The sequence below is a fragment of the Streptomyces sp. NPDC059010 genome, assembly GCF_042740355.1.
Taxonomy (GTDB): Bacteria; Actinomycetota; Actinomycetes; order Streptomycetales; family Streptomycetaceae; genus Streptomyces.
Genome location: NZ_JBHYJA010000068.1, coordinates 27,372 through 43,892, shown reverse-complemented (window position 1 = coordinate 43,892; position 16,521 = coordinate 27,372). Strand labels below are relative to the sequence as shown.

Genomic DNA, 16,521 nt, shown 5'->3' with positions numbered 1-16,521 from the left:
GCCGGTAGTCGTGCAGGACCACCTCGCACATCGGCCCGAACGTCGCCACGAGCCCGTCCACGACCGGCCGCAGGGCGGCAACGATCGCGTCGCGCTCGGATTCCAGGGCCTGCTCGGCCGCCACGCCCACTCCTCGCTCCGCCCGGGCTCGACAGTTGCCCATCGAGCGACTCCTAGACTACACGTCCAATGTCTGTACTAGCAGTCCAGAATCTCTCGGGCCGCCACCCCGCAACCGCTCAACCGCTCAACCGCTCAACCCGCCACCGATCAGCCCGCCGCAAATCTTGACGAGCCGCGCGATGTTACCGGTAACATCAACCGCCATGACGCTGACGTCGGCACCCCCTCACCCCCGGGTCTTCAGCCCAGCCGCCGTGGTCGCCTCCTGTGTGGGCTTCGTGCTCATCGGCGCCCTCCAGGCCCTGTACGGTCCGGCGATCCCCGCCTTCCGCGAGGAGTTCGGGCTGTCGCCGTCGGCCGCCGGGCTCGGGCTGAGCGCGCACTTCGTGGGCGGGGTGGCGGGCGTGCTGCTCTTCGACCGGCTGTACGGCCGTATCGGCAACCGGCAGATGCTCGGTGCCTCGTATCTGCTGATGGCCGTGGGCGCGGCGGGCTTCGCGCTGGCCCCCGGCTGGCCGACGGCGCTGGCCATGGCGCTGCTCGCCGGGCTCGGCTTCGGCGGGATCGACTACGGCCTCAACCAGTTGTTCGCCGTCGGCTTCGGCCACCGCTCGACGGCCATGCTGAACATCCTCAACGCCCACTTCGGCATCGGCGCGATCCTCGGCCCCGCCCTGATCGGCGTGGTCGGCTCGGCGCACTACCCGGCGGTGTTCCTCGGTTTCGCGCTGGCCAACCTGCCACTGCTGCTGTGCCTGCGCGGCGTACGCGACCGGGCACCGCAGCCGTCGGGGACGCCCGGCGAGCCACACGACGGCCAGGGCGACGGCCAGGGCGGGGGCCACGTCGGCGGCGAGGGCGGCGGACAGGTCCTCGTGCGCAGTCTCGGCTCCGTGCTCGCCGTGTTCGTCGCCCTGTACGTCCTGCACGTCGGGATCGAGGCCGGTGTCGGCGGCTGGGAGCCGACCCACCTGGAGAGCGTCGGATACGGCGCCGGATTCGCCGCCACCGCGACCTCCGTGTACTGGCTGATGATGACGGTCGGCCGCTTCCTGGTGGCCCCGATCGCGTTGCGCCGCTCGGCCCAGACCATCATCACGGTCTCGTGTGCGGGCATGACGGTCTGTCTGCTGCTCGCCGCGCTTCCGGGTCTGGCCCCGTACGCCTACGCCGGTGTCGGCCTGTTCATCGCGCCGATCTTCCCGACCGGCCTGCCCTGGCTCCACCGTGCCGCCCCACGGGCCCGCCGGGCCGGCGCCCTCGTCATCGCCGCCTCCATGGTCGGCGGCGTGGTGGCGGGCCCGGCGCTGGGCAAGGCCATCGAGTGGTCCGGCGTCCGCAGCGTCCCGCTCCTGCTGGGCGCCGTCTCGGCCCTGTGCCTGGCGGCGACCCTGTGGCTGATCCGCAGTACCCGTGCTCGCTGAACCACTGCCGAAGCCGTTCGCACCACAGTCGTCGGCAGCCGTTCGCACCGCAATCGTTCACACCGCAGTCGTTCGCACCGAAGGGAAGCTTCCGTATGCCCGCTCTGCCGGCTCTGCCCGCTCTGACGACGTCCGCCGACGGCTTTCTGCTGCACGGCGAGCCCTTCCGGATCATCTCCGGGGCGATGCACTACTTCCGCGTCCACCCCGACCTGTGGGCCGACCGGCTACGCAAGGCGCGGCTGATGGGCCTCAACACCGTCGAGACGTATGTGCCGTGGAACCTGCACCAGCCGGACCGCGACGGCCCACTCGTCCTCGACGGCTTCCTCGACCTCCCCCGCTATCTGCGCCTCGCCCAGGCCGAGGGCCTGCATGTCCTGCTGCGTCCCGGGCCGTTCATCTGCGCCGAATGGGACGACGGCGGTCTGCCCGCGTGGCTCGTCGCGGACCCCGGCATCCGGCTGCGCACCGGCGACCCGCGCTTCACCGAGGCGGTCGACCACTACCTGGACGTACTGCTGCCCCCGCTGCTGCCGCACATGGCCGCGGCGGGCGGCCCGGTGATCGCCGTGCAAGTGGAGAACGAGTACGGGGCCTACGGCGACGACTCCGCCTACCTGAAGCATCTCGAACAGGCCCTGCGTTCCAGGGGGGTCGAGGAGCTGCTGTTCACCTGTGACCAGGCCAACCCCGAGCATCTGGCGACCGGCACCCTGCCCGGCGTCCTGGCCACGGCCACCTTCGGCAGCCGGGTCGAGCGGAATCTGGCCGAACTCCGGGCCCACCAGCCCGAAGGACCCCTGATGTGCGCGGAGTTCTGGATCGGCTGGTTCGACCACTGGGGCGGCCCCCATCATGTGCGGGACGCGGCCGACGCCGCCGCCGACCTGGAGCGGCTGCTGTCCGCGGGCGCCTCCGTCAACATCTACATGTTCCACGGCGGCACCAACTTCGGCTTCACCAACGGCGCCAACCACAAGCACGCCTACGAGCCCACGGTCACGTCGTACGACTACGACGCGGCCCTCACCGAGTGCGGGGACCCCGGCCCCAAGTACCACGCGTTCCGCGAGGTCATCGCCCGCCACGCGCCCGTCCCCACCGAGCCGGTCCCCGTTGCGGCGCCCAAACTCCCGCTCACCACAGTCGAGTTGGACCGCCGAGCCGAGCTCCTGCGGCACGCGTCCACCCTGGCCGGGCCGGTCCGCACCGAGGACCCGGTGACACTGAACGACCTTGGCCTGCACGCCGGTTACGCCCTCTACCGCACGGCGTTCAAGGCGGCGGGCGACGGCCTCCTGCGCTTCACGGGCGGGGTCGGCGACCGCGCCCAGGTCTTCGTGGACGGCGCCCCCCTCGGCGTACTGGAACGCGAACGCCACGACGAGACCCTCCCCGTCCGTGTCCCGCGTCCCGGCGCCACGCTGGAGGTCCTCGTCGAGAACATGGGCGGCGTCAACTACGGCCCCCGCATCGGCGCCCCCAAGGGCCTGCTCGGCCCCGTCACCTTCAACGGCACCCCCCTGCACGGCTGGGACTGCCACCCGCTGCCGCTGGACGACCTCAGCGCGGTGCCGTTCGACCCGTCCGACGCGACCACGGCCACCGAACCGGCCTTCCACCACGGCACCTTCGAGGTGGACACCCCCGCCGACACCTTCCTCGCCCTGCCCGGCTGGACCAAGGGCCAGGCCTGGATCAACGGCTTCCACCTCGGCCGCTACTGGAACCGCGGCCCACAGCACACCCTCTACGTCCCCGCCCCGATCCTCCGCCCGGGCACCAACCACCTCATCGTGCTGGAGCTCCACGCCACGACCGACACCCGCGCCCGGCTCACCGACACCCCCGACCTCGGCCCGGAGACCGACTGACACCCCGCCCGCACCACCTGCGCGCCGCCCGCGGGTGCTCGCCCGCTGTCCTCGGACGCGACGACCATCCGGGATTGCCGCCCCGCCGCCCTGCCTATGCTGGGGTCCTGCCGGGGCGGACCAGCACCGCCGTGCCGACGCCGAGGAAACAGCCATCATGACCCGAAGCTCCGCCGACGGCCCTGCTCCGAGGGGGCGCAGCAGACGGAACTTCGCGGGTGCGCGGCCCGTGATGGACGATGTGGCGCGGCTGGCCGGGGTCTCCAAGCAGACCGTCTCCCGTGTCCTCAACGACCATCCGTCGGTACGGCCGGAGACCCGCGAGGCGGTCCTGACCGCCATGCGGACGCTGGGCTACCGGCCGAGCCGCAGTGCCAGGTCGCTGGCCAGCGGGCGGACCCGGATGGTCGGCGTGATCTCCTTCGACGCGGCCCGCTACGGGCCCGCCTCCATCCTGACCGCGATCAACACGGCGGCCCAGGAGGCCGGTTACCTGCTGAGCTCGATCGCGCTGGACACGGCCGAGCCCGACACGGTGGTCGAGGCGGTGAACCGGCTGTCGGCGGAGGGCGCGGACGGCGTGATCGCGATCGCCCCGCAGCTGTGGGTGGGCAAGGCCCTGGCGGACACCCGTCTGGACACCCCGCTGGTCGTGCTGGAGAACGGTCTCGACGCCGACACCCAGCAGGTCACCGGCGACTCCCGGACCGGGGCCCGCAAGGCCGTCGAGCATCTGCTGGGCCTCGGGCACCGCACCGTGTGGCACATCGCGGGCCCGACCGGCTGGACCTCTGCCGACCATCGGCTGGGCAGCTGGCAGGCCACGCTGGAGGCGGCCGGCGCCGAAGTCCCGGCTCCGCTGATCGGCGACTGGAGCGCCGCCTCCGGCCATGAGCTGGGCCGGCGGCTGGCCGGACGCCCGGATGTCACGGCCGTGTTCGTCTCCAACGACCAGATGGCCCTCGGTGTGCTGCACGCCCTGCATGAGGCGGGCCGCTCCGTCCCCGGCGACGTGAGTGTCGTGGGCTACGACGACATCCCCGAGGCCGCGCACTTCCTGCCCCCGCTGACCACCGTGCGGACGGATTTCGCGGAGATCGGCACGCGTTCGCTGCGTCTGCTGCTGAACCGGCTCGACGGCACCGCCGAGCCGCCCCCGGTCGACTCCCTGGTCCCGGTCGACCTCGTGGTCCGCAGCAGCAGCGGCCCGGCGCCGGGACACTGACGGCGCCCTCCCCCGGCCGGTGCGGGTCCCGGCCCCAACGCCCGCCCCGCCGCGAACCTCACCCGGTCCCGTCGCTCGCCGCCCGCCGCCATGCCGTCTCCCGCAGCAGGCGCAGCCCGTTCAGGCCGACGAGGACGGTGGAGCCCTCGTGGCCCGCGACGCCGAGCGGCAGGGGCAGAGTGCCGAAGAGGTCCCAGAGGACGAGGCCGGTGATGAACACCCCGGCGATGACGAGGTTCTGCGCGACCAGTCTCCGGGCGCGGCGCGAGAGGGCGACGGTGGTGGGGACGGCGGCCAGTTCGTCGCGGACGATCACCGCGTCGGCGGTTTCCAGGGCCAGGTCGGAGCCCGCTCCGCCCATGGCGACGCCGATGTGGGCGGCGGCCAGGGCGGGCGCGTCGTTGACGCCGTCCCCGACGACCATGACCTTGCGGCCCGCGCCCTCCCACTCCTTGACCGCGCTCATCTTGTCCTGCGGCAGCAGCCCGGCACGCACGTCCTCGATACCGGCCTCGGCGGCCAGCCGGGCGGCGGCCCGGGGGTTGTCGCCGGTCAGGAGGAGCGGTGCGGTGCCGGTGAGTGCGGTGAGGGCGGCCACGGTGGCGGCCGCGTCGGGACGCAGCCGGTCCGCGATGCCGAGCACTCCGGCGGGGGTACCGTCGACCACCACGAGGACGGCGGTACGGCCGGACTCCTCAAGTTCCCCGGCCAGTTCCAGGACAGCTCCCTCGGGGCCGTCGGGATCGTCGAGCACGCGGACCGGGGCGCCCACCTCGACCGTACGGCCGTCGACGACCGCCCTCACCCCGACGCCCGGCGCCGACGCGAAGTCCCGCGCGGTGGGCAGGTCGAGGTGCCGCTCGCGCGCGGCGTCCACGACGGCCCGGGCCAGCGGGTGTTCGCTGGGGTGCTCCGCGGCCGCGGCGAGCGTCAGCAGCCCGTCCGCGTCCACGCCGCTCGCGGGCAGCGGCCGTATGTCGATGAGGCGCGGTGTGCCCTCGGTGAGGGTGCCGGTCTTGTCCAGGGCGACGGCGTCGACCTGGCCGAGGCGTTCCATCACCACCGCCGACTTGACCAGCACGCCGTGGCGGCCGGCGTTGGCGATGGCCGACAGAAGGGGCGGCATGGTGGCCAGCACCACGGCGCAGGGCGAGGCCACGATCATGAACGTCATGGCGCGCAGCAACGCCTCGGAGAACGCCTCGCCGAAGGCGAGCGGCACACCGAACACGGCGAGGGTCGCCGCCACCATGCCCAGCGAGTAGCGCTGTTCGACCTTCTCGATGAACAGCTGGGTGGGCGCCTTGGTACCGGACGCCTCCTCCACCATCCGTACGATCCGGGCGATCACGGAGTCGGAGGCGTCGCGCTCGACGCGGACGCGGAGCGCGCCGGTGCCGTTGTGGGTGCCCGCGAAGACCTCGTCGCCCGGATCCTTCACGGCGGGCAGCGGCTCCCCGGTGATGCTCGCCTGGTCCACCTCGCTGGACCCGTCCAGCACCCGGCCGTCGGCTCCGACGCGCTCGCCGGGCCGTACGAGGACGATGTCCCCGACCGCCAACTCCTCGACGGCCACGGCCTGTTCGACGCCGTCTGGAGTGATCCGGGTGGCCGTGGCGGGGGCCAGGTCGAGCAGGCCGCGCACCGAGTCGGCGGTGCGGGCGGTGGCGAGCGCCTCCAGGGCGCCCGAGGTCGCGAAGATGACGATCAGCAGGGCGCCGTCCATGACCTGCCCGATCGAGGCGGCGCCGAGTGCGGCGACGACCATCAGCAGATCGACGTCGAGGGTCCGCTCCTTGAGTGCCTTGAGCCCCTCCCGGGCCGGCTCCCAGCCGCCCGTGGCGTAGGCCAGCGCGTACAGCGCGCCCCAGGTCCAGGCGGGTGCTCCGGCGAGTTGGAGGGGCAGCGCCGCCAGGAACAGCGCGGTGGCGGCGACGGACCGGCGGACCTCCGGCAGCGCGAGGAGCCGGGTGCGCCGCCGCGGCACAGCCGCGGGGCTCGCGGACACGGCGGAGGCGGCGGCCGACCGTGGGGTGAGCGTGGCAGTCATGCACTCCACAATAAAGGAACAGATGAAGACTCATTCATGTCTTCATGCTGACCTTCATGCCGGCCTTCAGCCTTCATGCCGGCGCTCACTCAGGCGCGGCCACCTCGTCCAGCAGTTGCGGGCCGTTGTTGCGGACGCTGTTGACGGCGGGCGAGACGGGCCGGGCGTCGAGGTGGCCGCCTGCCGGAGGGGTGAGCAGGGTGCGCAGGTCGTCGGTGGTCTCGTGACGCGGGTCGAGCCAGGCGTCGTAGTGGTCGGGGGTGAGCGCCAGGGGCATGCGGGGGTGGATGCGGCCGGCCGCGTCGGTGGCCTCGGTGGTGATGATGGTGCAGGTCATCAGCCAGGCGGCGGGGTCGTCGGCGTCCTTGACCGCCGGATCGCGCCAGTACTCGTAGAGGCCGGCGAGGGCCATGACCTGCCCGTCCTCCGGGTGGATGTAGTACGGCTGCTTGCGGGCCCTGCCCGACTCGGCGTCCTTGACCTCCTCCCACTCGAAGAATCCGTCGGCGGGCAGCAGACAGCGGCGTTTGACGAAGGCGCGACGGAAGGCGGGCTTCTCGTGGACGGTCTCCACGCGCGCATTGATCAGCCGGGCGCCGGTCCTCGCGTCCTTCGCCCACGAGGGCACCAGGCCCCAGCGCAACGGCCGCAGCCGGCGGCGCGGCGGCGCGCCCTCGCCGCCGTCCCGAGGTGTGCGCTCCAGGACGGCCCACACCTCGTCGGTCGGGGCGACGTTCCAGCTCGGCTCCAGGGTTTCCTCCGGGTGCCACTCGGCGACCTGGAACAGCTGGGCCAGGTCCTCGGGGCTGCGGGTGGAGGCGTATCGGCCGCACATACGGCCACTGTGCCACGGCGGGGCAAACCGGGCGGACCGGGCTGACCCTCTCCGGGATGTGGGAGCCGGCCGCCCACGGGTACCCGAGGGCTGCCCGGCGGTGAGCGCACCGCCCCCATTCCACGGAGGGATGTTTTCCATGACTCGGCAAGTCCGCGACGTCATGACGGCCGACCCGGTGACCGTCGAGCCGCTGACCTCGGTCCGGGCCGTGGCCCGGCTGATGCGCGACAAGGACATCGGTGCCGTACTGGTCATCGAGGGCGGGCGGTTGTGCGGGCTGGTCAGCGACCGTGACCTGGTGGTTCGCGCGATGGCCGAGGGCGGCGACCCGGCCCGCACGACCGTGGCGCAGGCGTGCAGCGCTGCTCTGGTCACGCTCGCGCCCGACGACGGCCTGGACCGCGCGGTGAGGCTGATGCGTGAACATTCCGTCCGCCGCATGCCGGTCGTCGACCGGGAACGTCACGCGGTGGGCATCGTCTCCCTGGGCGACCTGTCCATCGAACGCGACCCCGGCTCGGCCCTGGCGGACGTCAGTGCCGCACGTCCCAACCGGTGAGCGGTCTGCTCCGGGAGCCGGGAGTTTCCCCAGGTCGTTCTACGGAAACTCGGTGATGAGGTAACCGAACCGAATCCTCCCCGGACTCGTGAAGAAGATGAACCGCCGTGACCGCGGACACCAGGAAGACGATCACCGTCCACCGACCCGAGTCGGGCTGGGCGACCGCACGCCGTAAGCACGGGCAGGGCCTACGCACCGGCCTGCGCGCGAAGGCCGACGTCGACACGGAGCAGAGGAACCGGGGGCATGAATGGAACGTCGTGCGGAGCGGGGACTGACCCCCGGAGCGGCGCCCCGTCCCCTTCCCCTCACGGGCCACGGGCCACGAGCCCGTCCCGCCACAGGCATGTCCGCGGCGGCCGGGAGCCTTGGCGCCGACGCTGTGCCAAGATCGGGTAGAGCCGTGTCCCAGAGTGATCGCGGGGAGGTGAAGGTCCGTGGCCGGTGACGAGTTGCTGGGCGGTGGAGACGCCGAGCAGGAGGCCGAGGTCGAGCGCGCCCGTATCGCGCACGAACTCATCGCCGCGGTGCGCGACACTCCTCCGACCCAGGTGCCCCATGCGCTGGGCCAGGCCTGTGCCTCGCTGCTCCCGGTGGTCACGGGGCTGTCCGTGTCCGTCGTGGGCGACGGCTCGGGCATGGGAGTCGTGCTGTGTGCCAGCAACGACGTCGCCGCGCGGCTCGCGGAGATCCAGTACACCCTCGGCGAGGGCCCCTGTGTGGAAGCAGTCCGCCTGCGCGCGCCCGTGTTCGCCACGGACCTGACCCGTCCCCCGGCCACCCGGCGCTGGCCGCTGTACTCCGTCCAGGCCGCCAGGGCCGGCGCGGAAGCGGCTTTCTCCGTGCCGTTGACCGGCGCGGGAGACGCGCTGGGCACCCTCGATCTGTACCGCGACAGGGCAGGATCGCTGAGCGGCGACCAGATCCGCACGGCCATGCTGGTCGCCGATGCGGTCACACTGGCAGTCATCGCCCTTGATCACGCTTCTCCGAACCCCGAAGGAGTCGTAACGTGGCTGGCAGGAGCGGAAACAGACCGCGAGGAGGTGCACCAGGCCACAGGGATGATCATGGTGCGGCTGGGAGTGACCGCCGAGGAGGCACTGTTGCGTCTGCGCGCACGGGCCTTCGCACAGGGGAGCACCTCCACCGAAGTCGCCCGGGCGATCATCGACCGCACGCTGGACCTCGGCGATGACTGAACGGCCAGCACACGTGCCCACACTGCCGGGGAGGCGAGCATGAACCGCGAGCGACAGCTGGCGCAGGCGTTCGTCGCCCTGTCGGACACCTACGCGGCGGAGTTCGACCCGCTGCAACTCTTCCATCGACTGGTCCACACCTGCCGGGACCTGCTGGACGCCGACGCGGCGGCGGTGATGATCGCCGACGCCCGGGGCAGTCTGAAGTCGATGGCGACGACCGACGAGGAGGCCGCCTTCGCCGCCCTCCTCCAGGTACAGAACGGCTACGGCCCCTGCATGGACTGCTACCGCACCGGCCAGGCGGTGAGCGTCCCCGACATCGCCGTCGAGTTCGGGCGCTGGCCCAGACTGGTCAACGCCATGGGCGTGGCCGGATACGACTCACTACTGGCGGTCCCGATGCGGCTGCACGAGCGCACACTGGGCGCCCTCACCCTGCTGCGCCGGCGCGCGGGCCACCTGGGCGGTGACGACGTGCACCTCGCGCAGGCCCTCGCCGACTCCGCGACACTGGCCCTGATGCACTGGTCGACCGAGCCGGCCCGCGGCGACGACGTCATCACCCGTGTGCAGAGCGTCATCGCCTCGAAGGCCACCCTGGACATCGCCAAGGGCATGCTCGCCGAGTACGCGGGGGCCACGGTGCGCGAGGCCGGACGGCTGCTCACCGTCTACGCGCGGCACCATCACGTCCGCATCACCGAGACCGCCCACGCCCTGGTGACCCGCACCCTGGAGCCGGCCGCCATCCTGGAGGGACAGCCCCAGCTCTGAACCGCACGGGCGCAGCGACGGCGTTCACGCCAGCTGCGGCACGACCGCGACCGGGCAGTGCGCGTGGTGCAGCAGCGTGTGCCCGACCCGGCCGAGCTGCAGGCCGAAGTGGCCGTGCCTGCGCCGCGCCCCGATGATCACCAGGTCGGCGGCGGCGGAGCGGTCCACGAGGATCCGCCGGGCCGGGCCCTCCACAGTGGTACGGCGCACCCGGACGCCCGGGTGTTCGGCCATGGCCCCGGACAGCAGGGCGTCGAGCTGCGCCGCTGCTCGCGCTTCGTGCTCCCGGGCGGATTCCTCGGCGAGTGCCGGGTGCTCCACGCCGTCATGTGCGGGGCAGCGCCAGGCGCGTACGGCGTCGAGGGCGCACCCGCGTGTCTCGGCCTCGCGGAAGGCGAAGCGTACGGCCCGGCCTCCGGCGGCCGGGTCCCCGGCGCCGAACAGGATCCGCTCGTGCAGTCCGACCAGGCCCGTCTCGTCACCCCGGACCACGATCACCGGGCAGTGCGCGCGGGCGGCCACGCCCAGGCCGACCGAACCGAGGAGCAGCCCCTTCAGCCCACCTCGGCCGCGCTCCCCCGTCACCAGGGCGAAGGCGTTGTTGCCCGCGCCCAGGAGGGCGTCGACCGGGTCGGCGGGGACGATGTCGGTGGTCACCTTCACCTCCGGGTCGCGCCGTGCGGCACGCTCGGCCGCCGAGGCGACGATGTGCTCGGCCAGCACGCGCGCGGAGGGGCGTTGCCGCGCGGTCGACGGTACGGCGCCCTCGTAACGCTCCCAGAGAGAGGCGTACACCAACCGCAGCGGCAGAGCGTCGCGGGCGGCTTCGTCCACCGCCCAGTCGACGGCCAGCAGACTGGCGTCGGATCCGTCGACACCCACGACCAGGGGGAGTGTCATCACCCTCACCGCCTTCTGTCGGGCTGCCCCGCGGGACAGCCGGTGCTCTGATTTCACCGTCGCACCGGGCGGGGGGCGGTCACGAGAGGCGGATGGGCATCTCACGGGGACGTTCGGCCCGCGGCACTGGTCCGGGTGGTGCCGACAACTCGCCGTCCGGCTACTCGCCCGGTACCGGCACCCACCACGACAACGTCGTGCCGCCGCCCTCGCGGCTGCTCAGCTCCAGCTCGCCGCCCAGCTGCCGGGCCCGCTCCGCCATGTTGCGCAGCCCGCTCCGGCGGCCGTCGGCCGGGATGCCGACGCCGTTGTCGGTGACCGTGAGGCGGACCTGCTCGGCGTCGGCGGTGAGGGCGACGTCGGCGCGGTCGGCGTGGGCGTGGCGGGCGATGTTGGTGAGGGCTTCGGAGAGTACGGCGGCGACGTGGTCGGCGATCTCGCGCGGCACCCGGGTGTCCACCAGGCCCTCCATCCGGACGCTGGGCGCGAAGCCCAGCACCGGCGCCGCCTCGCCCGCGAGCCGCACGACACGCGCCCGCAGCCCGGCCCCGCCGGAGCCCTCGCGCGAGCGCAGGCCGAAGATCGTCGACCTGATGATCTTGATGGTTTCGTCCAGGTCGTCCACCGCGCGCACCACCCGTTCGGAGGCCTCGGGGTGCTCGATGAAGCGGCCCGCGCTCTGCAGGGTCATGCCGGTGGCGAACAGCCGTTGGATCGCCAGGTCGTGCAGGTCGCGGGCGATGCGGTCGCGGTCCTTGAGCACGGCGACCACCTCGGCGTCCTGGCGCCGCTCGGCGAGTTCCATGGCCACGGCGGCCTGGGCCGCGAAGCCCTGCAGCGGTTCGATCTCCTTGCCGGTGAACACCCGCTGGCCCGCCCCGCGGATCAGCAGGACGACACCGCGTATGCCGCCCTCCCCGGTGCCGACGGGCACGGCGACCGCGGGGCCCAGGCCGGTGAAGCGCGGGGGCCCGGCCGAGATCCTCCCCCAGCCTTCGGCCGGGGGGACCCCCATCTCGCTGTGCTCGTCGTGGGAGACATCCGGGCTGGTGACGGGGCCGGCCGTCGAGAAGGCCTCGCCGATCAGGCTTCCGTCGACGGGCAGCACCAGTCCGCGCAGCCTCTGCGCCTCGGGTCCGATGGCGAGCTCCACGCTGAGCGAGTCGGTGTCCTCCATCGGCATCGCGACCAGGGCCAGCGCCGCACCCGTGATCTCCCGGGCGCGGTCGGCGATCAGTCCGAGCACCTCGCCGCGTCCGCTGCCGGACATCAGGCTGTGGGTGATCTCCGCGGTCGTCCGCAGCCAGCGTTCCCGCAGCCGGGACTCCTCGTAGAGGCGGGCGTTGTCGATGGCGACGCCGGCCGCCACCGCGAGGGTCGACGTCACGGAGACGTCCTCCTCGTCGAACAGCGCCCCGCCCCGCTTCTCCGTGAGGTACAGGTTGCCGAAGACCTGCTCGCGGACCCGGATGGGGACGCCGAGGAAGGTGTTCATCGGCGGGTGGTTGGGCGGGAAGCCGTACGACGCGGGGTGCTCGGAGATCTTGGCCAGGCGCAGTGGCTCGGGGTGGCGGATCAGCTCGCCGAGGATGCCGTGGCCCTCCGGGTAGTGGCCGATCTCGGCGATCTGGTGCTCGGCGACGCCGACGGTGTGGAAGCCGGACAGCCGCTTGCCGTCGGGGCCGATCACGCCGAGGGCGGCGTACTCGGCGTCGACCAGCACCGCGGCGGCCTCGACGATGGTGTGCAGGGCCTGCTCCAGGTCCAGTTCCCTGCCGACCGAGAGCACCGCCTCCAGCAGGCTGTGCACCCGGTCGCGGGTGCCGCGGGCCGCGTCCAGCCGGGCCTGGAGCTCCTCCAGCAGCTCGTCCAGCCTGAGCTGCGGCAGCCGTATGCGGGCTTCCCGGGGTTCGTCGGGGCTTCCCACCTGCGTCTCCTCCGGTCCCGTGGGCGGCCGGGCGCCGGCCGCTCCGGACAAGGCTCACGCTACCGGCGTGCGCCGGGGGACGGTACGGAATCGGACCCGTCGGGGCAGCAGGTCCGGGGCCGCTCGCACGGTCCACCTGAGGGGCATTTCCACTCACGGGACGCTTGGGCCGTTCGACCCCGCCATGAGGACGGGCAGCATCTGCCGACGCGGCCCGACGCCGCTGGACGCTGGAGCCGCGTGGCGGCCGGAGAGCCGCACACCCTGGCCGCCGCCGAGCCGAGGAACGAGGAGCGCAGCGTCATGGTCCGTCACGTCCACTACTTCCGCGGGTGCCGTCGGGGCATGACGGACCCGCTGGGCGGCGAGGGCGCGAACCTGGCCGATTTGACGCGACGGTGGGCCGGTGCGGGCCGTCCGGGACCGTGCCGGGGCCCATCGGCCCTTGGCGTCGGGCGTGGCACGGGGGACAGTGGAGTCAGGAGCGGCACCGATCCCCCGCGGTGTCGCTCCGTGCGCAGGCAGACCCTGCAATGAGCGGCAACGCACCCCAACGGAAGCCCGTCATGGTCCACGACGACAGCCGGCCGGTCCTTCCGGGACCGCGCCACCGCATCGAGCTCGACGGCGCCGAGGTGCTGCGGCTGCCGGCCGGCGTGTCTGGTTGACCGGACGGTCGGCAACGCGTGCCGGGTGAAGACGATCCTTCCCAGGGTGCCCGTGACCAGGTCGGGCCGGATACGGATCGCCTGGTCCACCCAGGGCCGCACCAGCGCCCGGCAGCGGGCCAGTTGCGGATGACGATGTCCCCGTCGTCCAGGACGTGGGTACGCCCGGCCGGTGACCGACCCCGACGATCCTGCTCACCGCGGGCGCCCGCTCGGGCGGGGCCTGAACCGGGCCCGAGCGGCGCGGTGCGAAGGTGGTCGGGCCTCAACTCACACGGCCACGACCTCGTCATGGCGCTCGCCGCCCAGCACGACCTTGAGGGCGCCGGTGTCGGCGGCCCCCGCGAAGACGGCGTACGCCTCCTCCATGAGGTCGAGCGGGAAGGTGTGGGTGACCAGCTGCGAGGTGGGCAGGCGGCCGGCGGCCGTCATCCTCAGCAGGGTGGGCGTGGAGGACGTGTCGACCAGGCCGGTGGTGATGGTGATGTTCTTGATCCAGAGGTCTTCGAGGTGCAGGGTGGCGGGGGCGCCGTGCACGCCGATGTTGGCGACGTGACCGCCCGGCCGGACCATGCGGGTGCACAGCTCGAAGGTCTCCGGCACCCCGACCGCCTCGATCACGACGTCCGCGCCGAGCCCGTCGGTGAGGTCGGCGACCAGTTGCTCGGGCACCTCCCGGGCATCGGCCACCGCGTCGGCGCCCAGCCGCCGGGCGGCCTCCAGCCGGGCGGGGGCCAGGTCGACGGCGACGATGCGTTCTGGGGAGAACAGCCGGGCCGTGGCGACGGCCGCCAGTCCGATGGGGCCTGCACCGACCACGACGACGGTGTCTCCGGGCCGGACGTGCCCGTTGAGCACGCCCACCTCGTAGGAGGTCGGGAAGATGTCGGCGAGCAGGACGGCGTCGTTGCTGTCCATGGCGCCCGGCAACAGGTGCACGGACAGATCGGCGTACGGCACCCGGACGTACTCGGCCTGCGTACCGTCGATCAGATGGCCGAGGATCCAGCCGCCACCGCCCCGGCACTGGCCGTACGCCGCCTGCCGGCAGTAGGCGCAGCGGCCGCACGCGCTGATGCAGGAGACCAGGACCCGGTCCCCCGGCCGCACCGTCCGGACGTCGCTGCCGACCTCGACGATCTCGCCGACCGCCTCGTGCCCCAGGACGGTTCCGGGCTGTACCTCGGGTACGTCGCCCTTGAGGATGTGCAGGTCCGTGCCGCAGATGGTGACGGCACCGACCCGTACGACGGCATCGGTGGGCTCCTTGATGGCCGGGTCCGGGACCTCTTCCCAGGCGGACTGTCCGGCGCCGTGGAACACGTAGCCCTTCATGACACTCCTCACCCCACTCGATATGGCACGGAGCCCGGAAATCGCCCCGCTAGTCCAGGTTGACGCGGATACGGGAGGACCGCTCGGGCGGGTGCGGCCCTTCACGCACACCTCTCACCCACCCCCCTGCACTTCGGCGGCCACCCGCCCCGCCCACTTCTCGATCGCGGTGAAGTCCCGGAAGTCCCCGCCCTTCCCGGAGCGCAGGATCATCCCGGCCACCCACCCCTTCGCGCCCTCCTGGAGGCAGCCTCCGAAGGTGATGTGCTCCCTGGCGTCCAGCCGTGTCATGGCCTTCTTCACCCCGGGCACGGGCGGGATGTCCCGCTCGCCGGCCGAGGCGTCGAGCGGGCCGCTGCTGAAGAGCCAGAGCGGGCGTTCGGCGAGAGCCTGGCCGTGCCGCCGGACGAAGCGGCGGGCGTCCTTGTGCCAGCGCCCGGCGTACAGTCCGCCGCCGACCACGACGGCGTCGTACGCCGACACGCTCGCCACGGACCGGGCGGGCAGCGCGTCCACCGTCAGCCCGTCCCGGCGCAGGACGTCGGCGACGGTCTCGGCGATCCGAGCGGTCGATCCATTGGTCGTTCCGTAGGCCACCAGCACCTTGCGTGTCATGGCGGTCCGCCTCCTCTCACAGTCGGCGCAGCCATTCGTCGGCTCCGCCGAGCAGGGCCTGTTCGTCGGGCCGCAGCCGTGCGTCGTCGAGGCGCCAGGTGAGCCGGTCGACCACGGCGACGACGCCGTCGATCTGCCGGGTCATGGAGACGGCGATCTCCGTCTGGCTCCTGCGTGCCATCCGTCCGGTCAGGGTGGCGACCCCGTCCGTCACGGAGATGTCGACGGCGTAGGGCGGCAGCAGCGACAGGGCGCGCACCAACACCTCCTGGAGGATGTCGGCGCGGATGTCCGCGTCGGGCCGCAGGAAGACCCGGAGCAGGTCGCGCCGGGTGACGATGCCGACCAGGCGGTCCGCCTCGTCCAGCACCGGCAGTCGTTCCACGCGCCGCCGGACCATGGTGCGCGCGGCCTCGACGACGGTGTCGTCGGCGTGCACGGTGACCGGCGGTGCGGTCATCAGCCGACCGGCGGTACGGGCCCGGGCCTTCGCGGCCTCCCTTCGGGCGCCGCGCGTCAGCCCGGGGAGGCGCGGACGCCGCCCGGGCTGGTGCGGGTCAGGGGTGTGCGCCTGGTGGGCCACCAGGTCCGTCTCGGAGATGACCCCGATGACCTTGTCGTCCTCGTCGACCACCGGCAGCCCGCTGATCCGGTGGCGGGCCAGCAGCCGTGCCACCTCCTTGAACGGGGTGCCGTGCTCGGCCCGCACGACGTCGCTCGTCATCACGGAGCCGACCTTGTCGTGCCTCATGGCTGGTCCTCCTCAGCGGAGTCGGCGCAGACAGGGTTCGGGGGCGGGCGCGGCAGCAGGGGGATCCGGGCGTCGGGCGCGGTGCCCCGGCCCGGTGCCGCGAGGACCTGGTCGAAGTCCGCCTTGCACTTCGAGCATCCGGCGGATCGGCGAGGGGGCCCATGGGCTGTCCGGGGTGGACCGGGGACCGGTCGGTCCATGGTTGTGCGCTGGTCGTCCCAGGTGAGAGGAGGGGGTCGGTGATCGG

The 16,521-nt window shown here is 72.8% G+C and carries 15 protein-coding genes; 8 read left to right on the top strand and 7 right to left on the bottom strand.

Annotation, left to right across the window (positions count from 1 at the left end; genetic code table 11):
• Positions 1–326 precede the first annotated feature (326 nt).
• The 3 genes from ACFWYS_RS43385 (at position 327) to ACFWYS_RS43375 (ending at position 4,649) form a co-directional block, all read left to right on the top strand.
• Positions 327–1,547, top strand: a complete 1,221-nt coding sequence (locus ACFWYS_RS43385) for an MFS transporter (RefSeq protein WP_384781976.1) — start codon at positions 327–329, stop codon at positions 1,545–1,547.
• A 95-nt stretch (positions 1,548–1,642) separates the two neighbouring features.
• Positions 1,643–3,424, top strand: a complete 1,782-nt coding sequence (locus tag ACFWYS_RS43380) for a glycoside hydrolase family 35 protein (RefSeq protein ID WP_384781974.1) — start codon at positions 1,643–1,645, stop codon at positions 3,422–3,424.
• 157 nt (positions 3,425–3,581) lie between these two features.
• A complete protein-coding gene (locus ACFWYS_RS43375; RefSeq protein WP_384781972.1) occupies positions 3,582–4,649 on the top strand; it encodes a LacI family DNA-binding transcriptional regulator in 1,068 nt (355 codons plus the stop codon).
• Between the two features lie 58 nt (positions 4,650–4,707).
• Here the strand turns inward: ACFWYS_RS43375 and ACFWYS_RS43370 are convergent, their stop codons facing one another.
• The gene (locus ACFWYS_RS43370; RefSeq protein WP_384781970.1) at positions 4,708–6,699 is read right to left on the bottom strand and encodes a heavy metal translocating P-type ATPase; all 1,992 of its coding nucleotides are present in this window, start codon (positions 6,697–6,699) and stop codon (positions 4,708–4,710) included.
• Positions 6,700–6,784: 85 nt separating this feature from the next.
• The gene (locus ACFWYS_RS43365) at positions 6,785–7,534 is read right to left on the bottom strand and encodes an SOS response-associated peptidase (protein WP_384781968.1); all 750 of its coding nucleotides are present in this window, start codon (positions 7,532–7,534) and stop codon (positions 6,785–6,787) included.
• A 139-nt stretch (positions 7,535–7,673) separates the two neighbouring features.
• Here ACFWYS_RS43365 and ACFWYS_RS43360 point away from each other — a divergent pair, with 139 nt between their 5' ends.
• The 4 genes from ACFWYS_RS43360 (at position 7,674) to ACFWYS_RS43345 (ending at position 10,078) form a co-directional block, all read left to right on the top strand.
• Positions 7,674–8,096: a CBS domain-containing protein gene (locus ACFWYS_RS43360; protein ID WP_384781966.1), complete on the top strand. Its 423-nt coding sequence runs from the start codon at positions 7,674–7,676 to the stop codon at positions 8,094–8,096.
• 107 nt (positions 8,097–8,203) lie between these two features.
• On the top strand, positions 8,204–8,377 hold the full coding sequence (locus tag ACFWYS_RS43355) for a hypothetical protein (protein ID WP_384781964.1): 174 nt from the start codon (positions 8,204–8,206) through the stop codon (positions 8,375–8,377).
• Positions 8,378–8,536: 159 nt separating this feature from the next.
• On the top strand, positions 8,537–9,301 hold the full coding sequence (locus tag ACFWYS_RS43350; RefSeq protein WP_384781962.1) for a GAF and ANTAR domain-containing protein: 765 nt from the start codon (positions 8,537–8,539) through the stop codon (positions 9,299–9,301).
• Positions 9,302–9,340: 39 nt separating this feature from the next.
• The gene (locus tag ACFWYS_RS43345; RefSeq protein ID WP_384781960.1) at positions 9,341–10,078 is read left to right on the top strand and encodes a GAF and ANTAR domain-containing protein; all 738 of its coding nucleotides are present in this window, start codon (positions 9,341–9,343) and stop codon (positions 10,076–10,078) included.
• Between the two features lie 24 nt (positions 10,079–10,102).
• Here ACFWYS_RS43345 and ACFWYS_RS43340 read toward each other — a convergent pair whose 3' ends face one another.
• Positions 10,103–10,978, bottom strand: coding sequence for a universal stress protein (locus ACFWYS_RS43340; RefSeq protein ID WP_384781958.1), 876 nt, complete (start codon positions 10,976–10,978; stop codon positions 10,103–10,105).
• A gap of 160 nt (positions 10,979–11,138) precedes the next feature.
• On the bottom strand, positions 11,139–12,905 hold the full coding sequence (locus ACFWYS_RS43335) for a GAF domain-containing protein (protein ID WP_384781956.1): 1,767 nt from the start codon (positions 12,903–12,905) through the stop codon (positions 11,139–11,141).
• Positions 12,906–13,438: 533 nt separating this feature from the next.
• Between ACFWYS_RS43335 and ACFWYS_RS43330 the strand changes: the two genes are divergently transcribed.
• The gene (locus tag ACFWYS_RS43330; protein WP_384781954.1) at positions 13,439–13,573 is read left to right on the top strand and encodes a hypothetical protein; all 135 of its coding nucleotides are present in this window, start codon (positions 13,439–13,441) and stop codon (positions 13,571–13,573) included.
• A gap of 270 nt (positions 13,574–13,843) precedes the next feature.
• Here the strand turns inward: ACFWYS_RS43330 and ACFWYS_RS43325 are convergent, their stop codons facing one another.
• From ACFWYS_RS43325 to ACFWYS_RS43315, 3 genes are all read right to left on the bottom strand, one after another.
• A complete protein-coding gene (locus ACFWYS_RS43325) occupies positions 13,844–14,908 on the bottom strand; it encodes a zinc-dependent alcohol dehydrogenase family protein (RefSeq protein WP_384781952.1) in 1,065 nt (354 codons plus the stop codon).
• 114 nt (positions 14,909–15,022) lie between these two features.
• On the bottom strand, positions 15,023–15,523 hold the full coding sequence (locus ACFWYS_RS43320) for a flavodoxin domain-containing protein (protein ID WP_384781950.1): 501 nt from the start codon (positions 15,521–15,523) through the stop codon (positions 15,023–15,025).
• A 16-nt stretch (positions 15,524–15,539) separates the two neighbouring features.
• The gene (locus ACFWYS_RS43315) at positions 15,540–16,274 is read right to left on the bottom strand and encodes a CBS domain-containing protein (protein WP_384781948.1); all 735 of its coding nucleotides are present in this window, start codon (positions 16,272–16,274) and stop codon (positions 15,540–15,542) included.
• Positions 16,275–16,521 lie beyond the last annotated feature (247 nt).

Bases quoted from the DNA above. Each gene is read 5' to 3' on its own strand.
- ACFWYS_RS43385 (WP_384781976.1), top strand. From the start codon at position 327: ATGACGCTGACGTCGGCACCCCCTCACCCCCGGGTCTTCAGCCCAGCC.
- ACFWYS_RS43380 (WP_384781974.1), top strand. From the start codon at position 1,643: ATGCCCGCTCTGCCGGCTCTGCCCGCTCTGACGACGTCCGCCGACGGC.
- ACFWYS_RS43375 (WP_384781972.1), top strand. From the start codon at position 3,582: ATGACCCGAAGCTCCGCCGACGGCCCTGCTCCGAGGGGGCGCAGCAGA.
- ACFWYS_RS43370 (WP_384781970.1), bottom strand. From the start codon at position 6,699: ATGACTGCCACGCTCACCCCACGGTCGGCCGCCGCCTCCGCCGTGTCC.
- ACFWYS_RS43365 (WP_384781968.1), bottom strand. From the start codon at position 7,534: ATGTGCGGCCGATACGCCTCCACCCGCAGCCCCGAGGACCTGGCCCAG.
- ACFWYS_RS43360 (WP_384781966.1), top strand. From the start codon at position 7,674: ATGACTCGGCAAGTCCGCGACGTCATGACGGCCGACCCGGTGACCGTC.
- ACFWYS_RS43345 (WP_384781960.1), top strand. From the start codon at position 9,341: ATGAACCGCGAGCGACAGCTGGCGCAGGCGTTCGTCGCCCTGTCGGAC.
- ACFWYS_RS43340 (WP_384781958.1), bottom strand. From the start codon at position 10,978: ATGACACTCCCCCTGGTCGTGGGTGTCGACGGATCCGACGCCAGTCTG.
- ACFWYS_RS43330 (WP_384781954.1), top strand. From the start codon at position 13,439: ATGAGCGGCAACGCACCCCAACGGAAGCCCGTCATGGTCCACGACGAC.
- ACFWYS_RS43325 (WP_384781952.1), bottom strand. From the start codon at position 14,908: ATGAAGGGCTACGTGTTCCACGGCGCCGGACAGTCCGCCTGGGAAGAG.
- ACFWYS_RS43320 (WP_384781950.1), bottom strand. From the start codon at position 15,523: ATGACACGCAAGGTGCTGGTGGCCTACGGAACGACCAATGGATCGACC.
- ACFWYS_RS43315 (WP_384781948.1), bottom strand. From the start codon at position 16,274: ATGAGGCACGACAAGGTCGGCTCCGTGATGACGAGCGACGTCGTGCGG.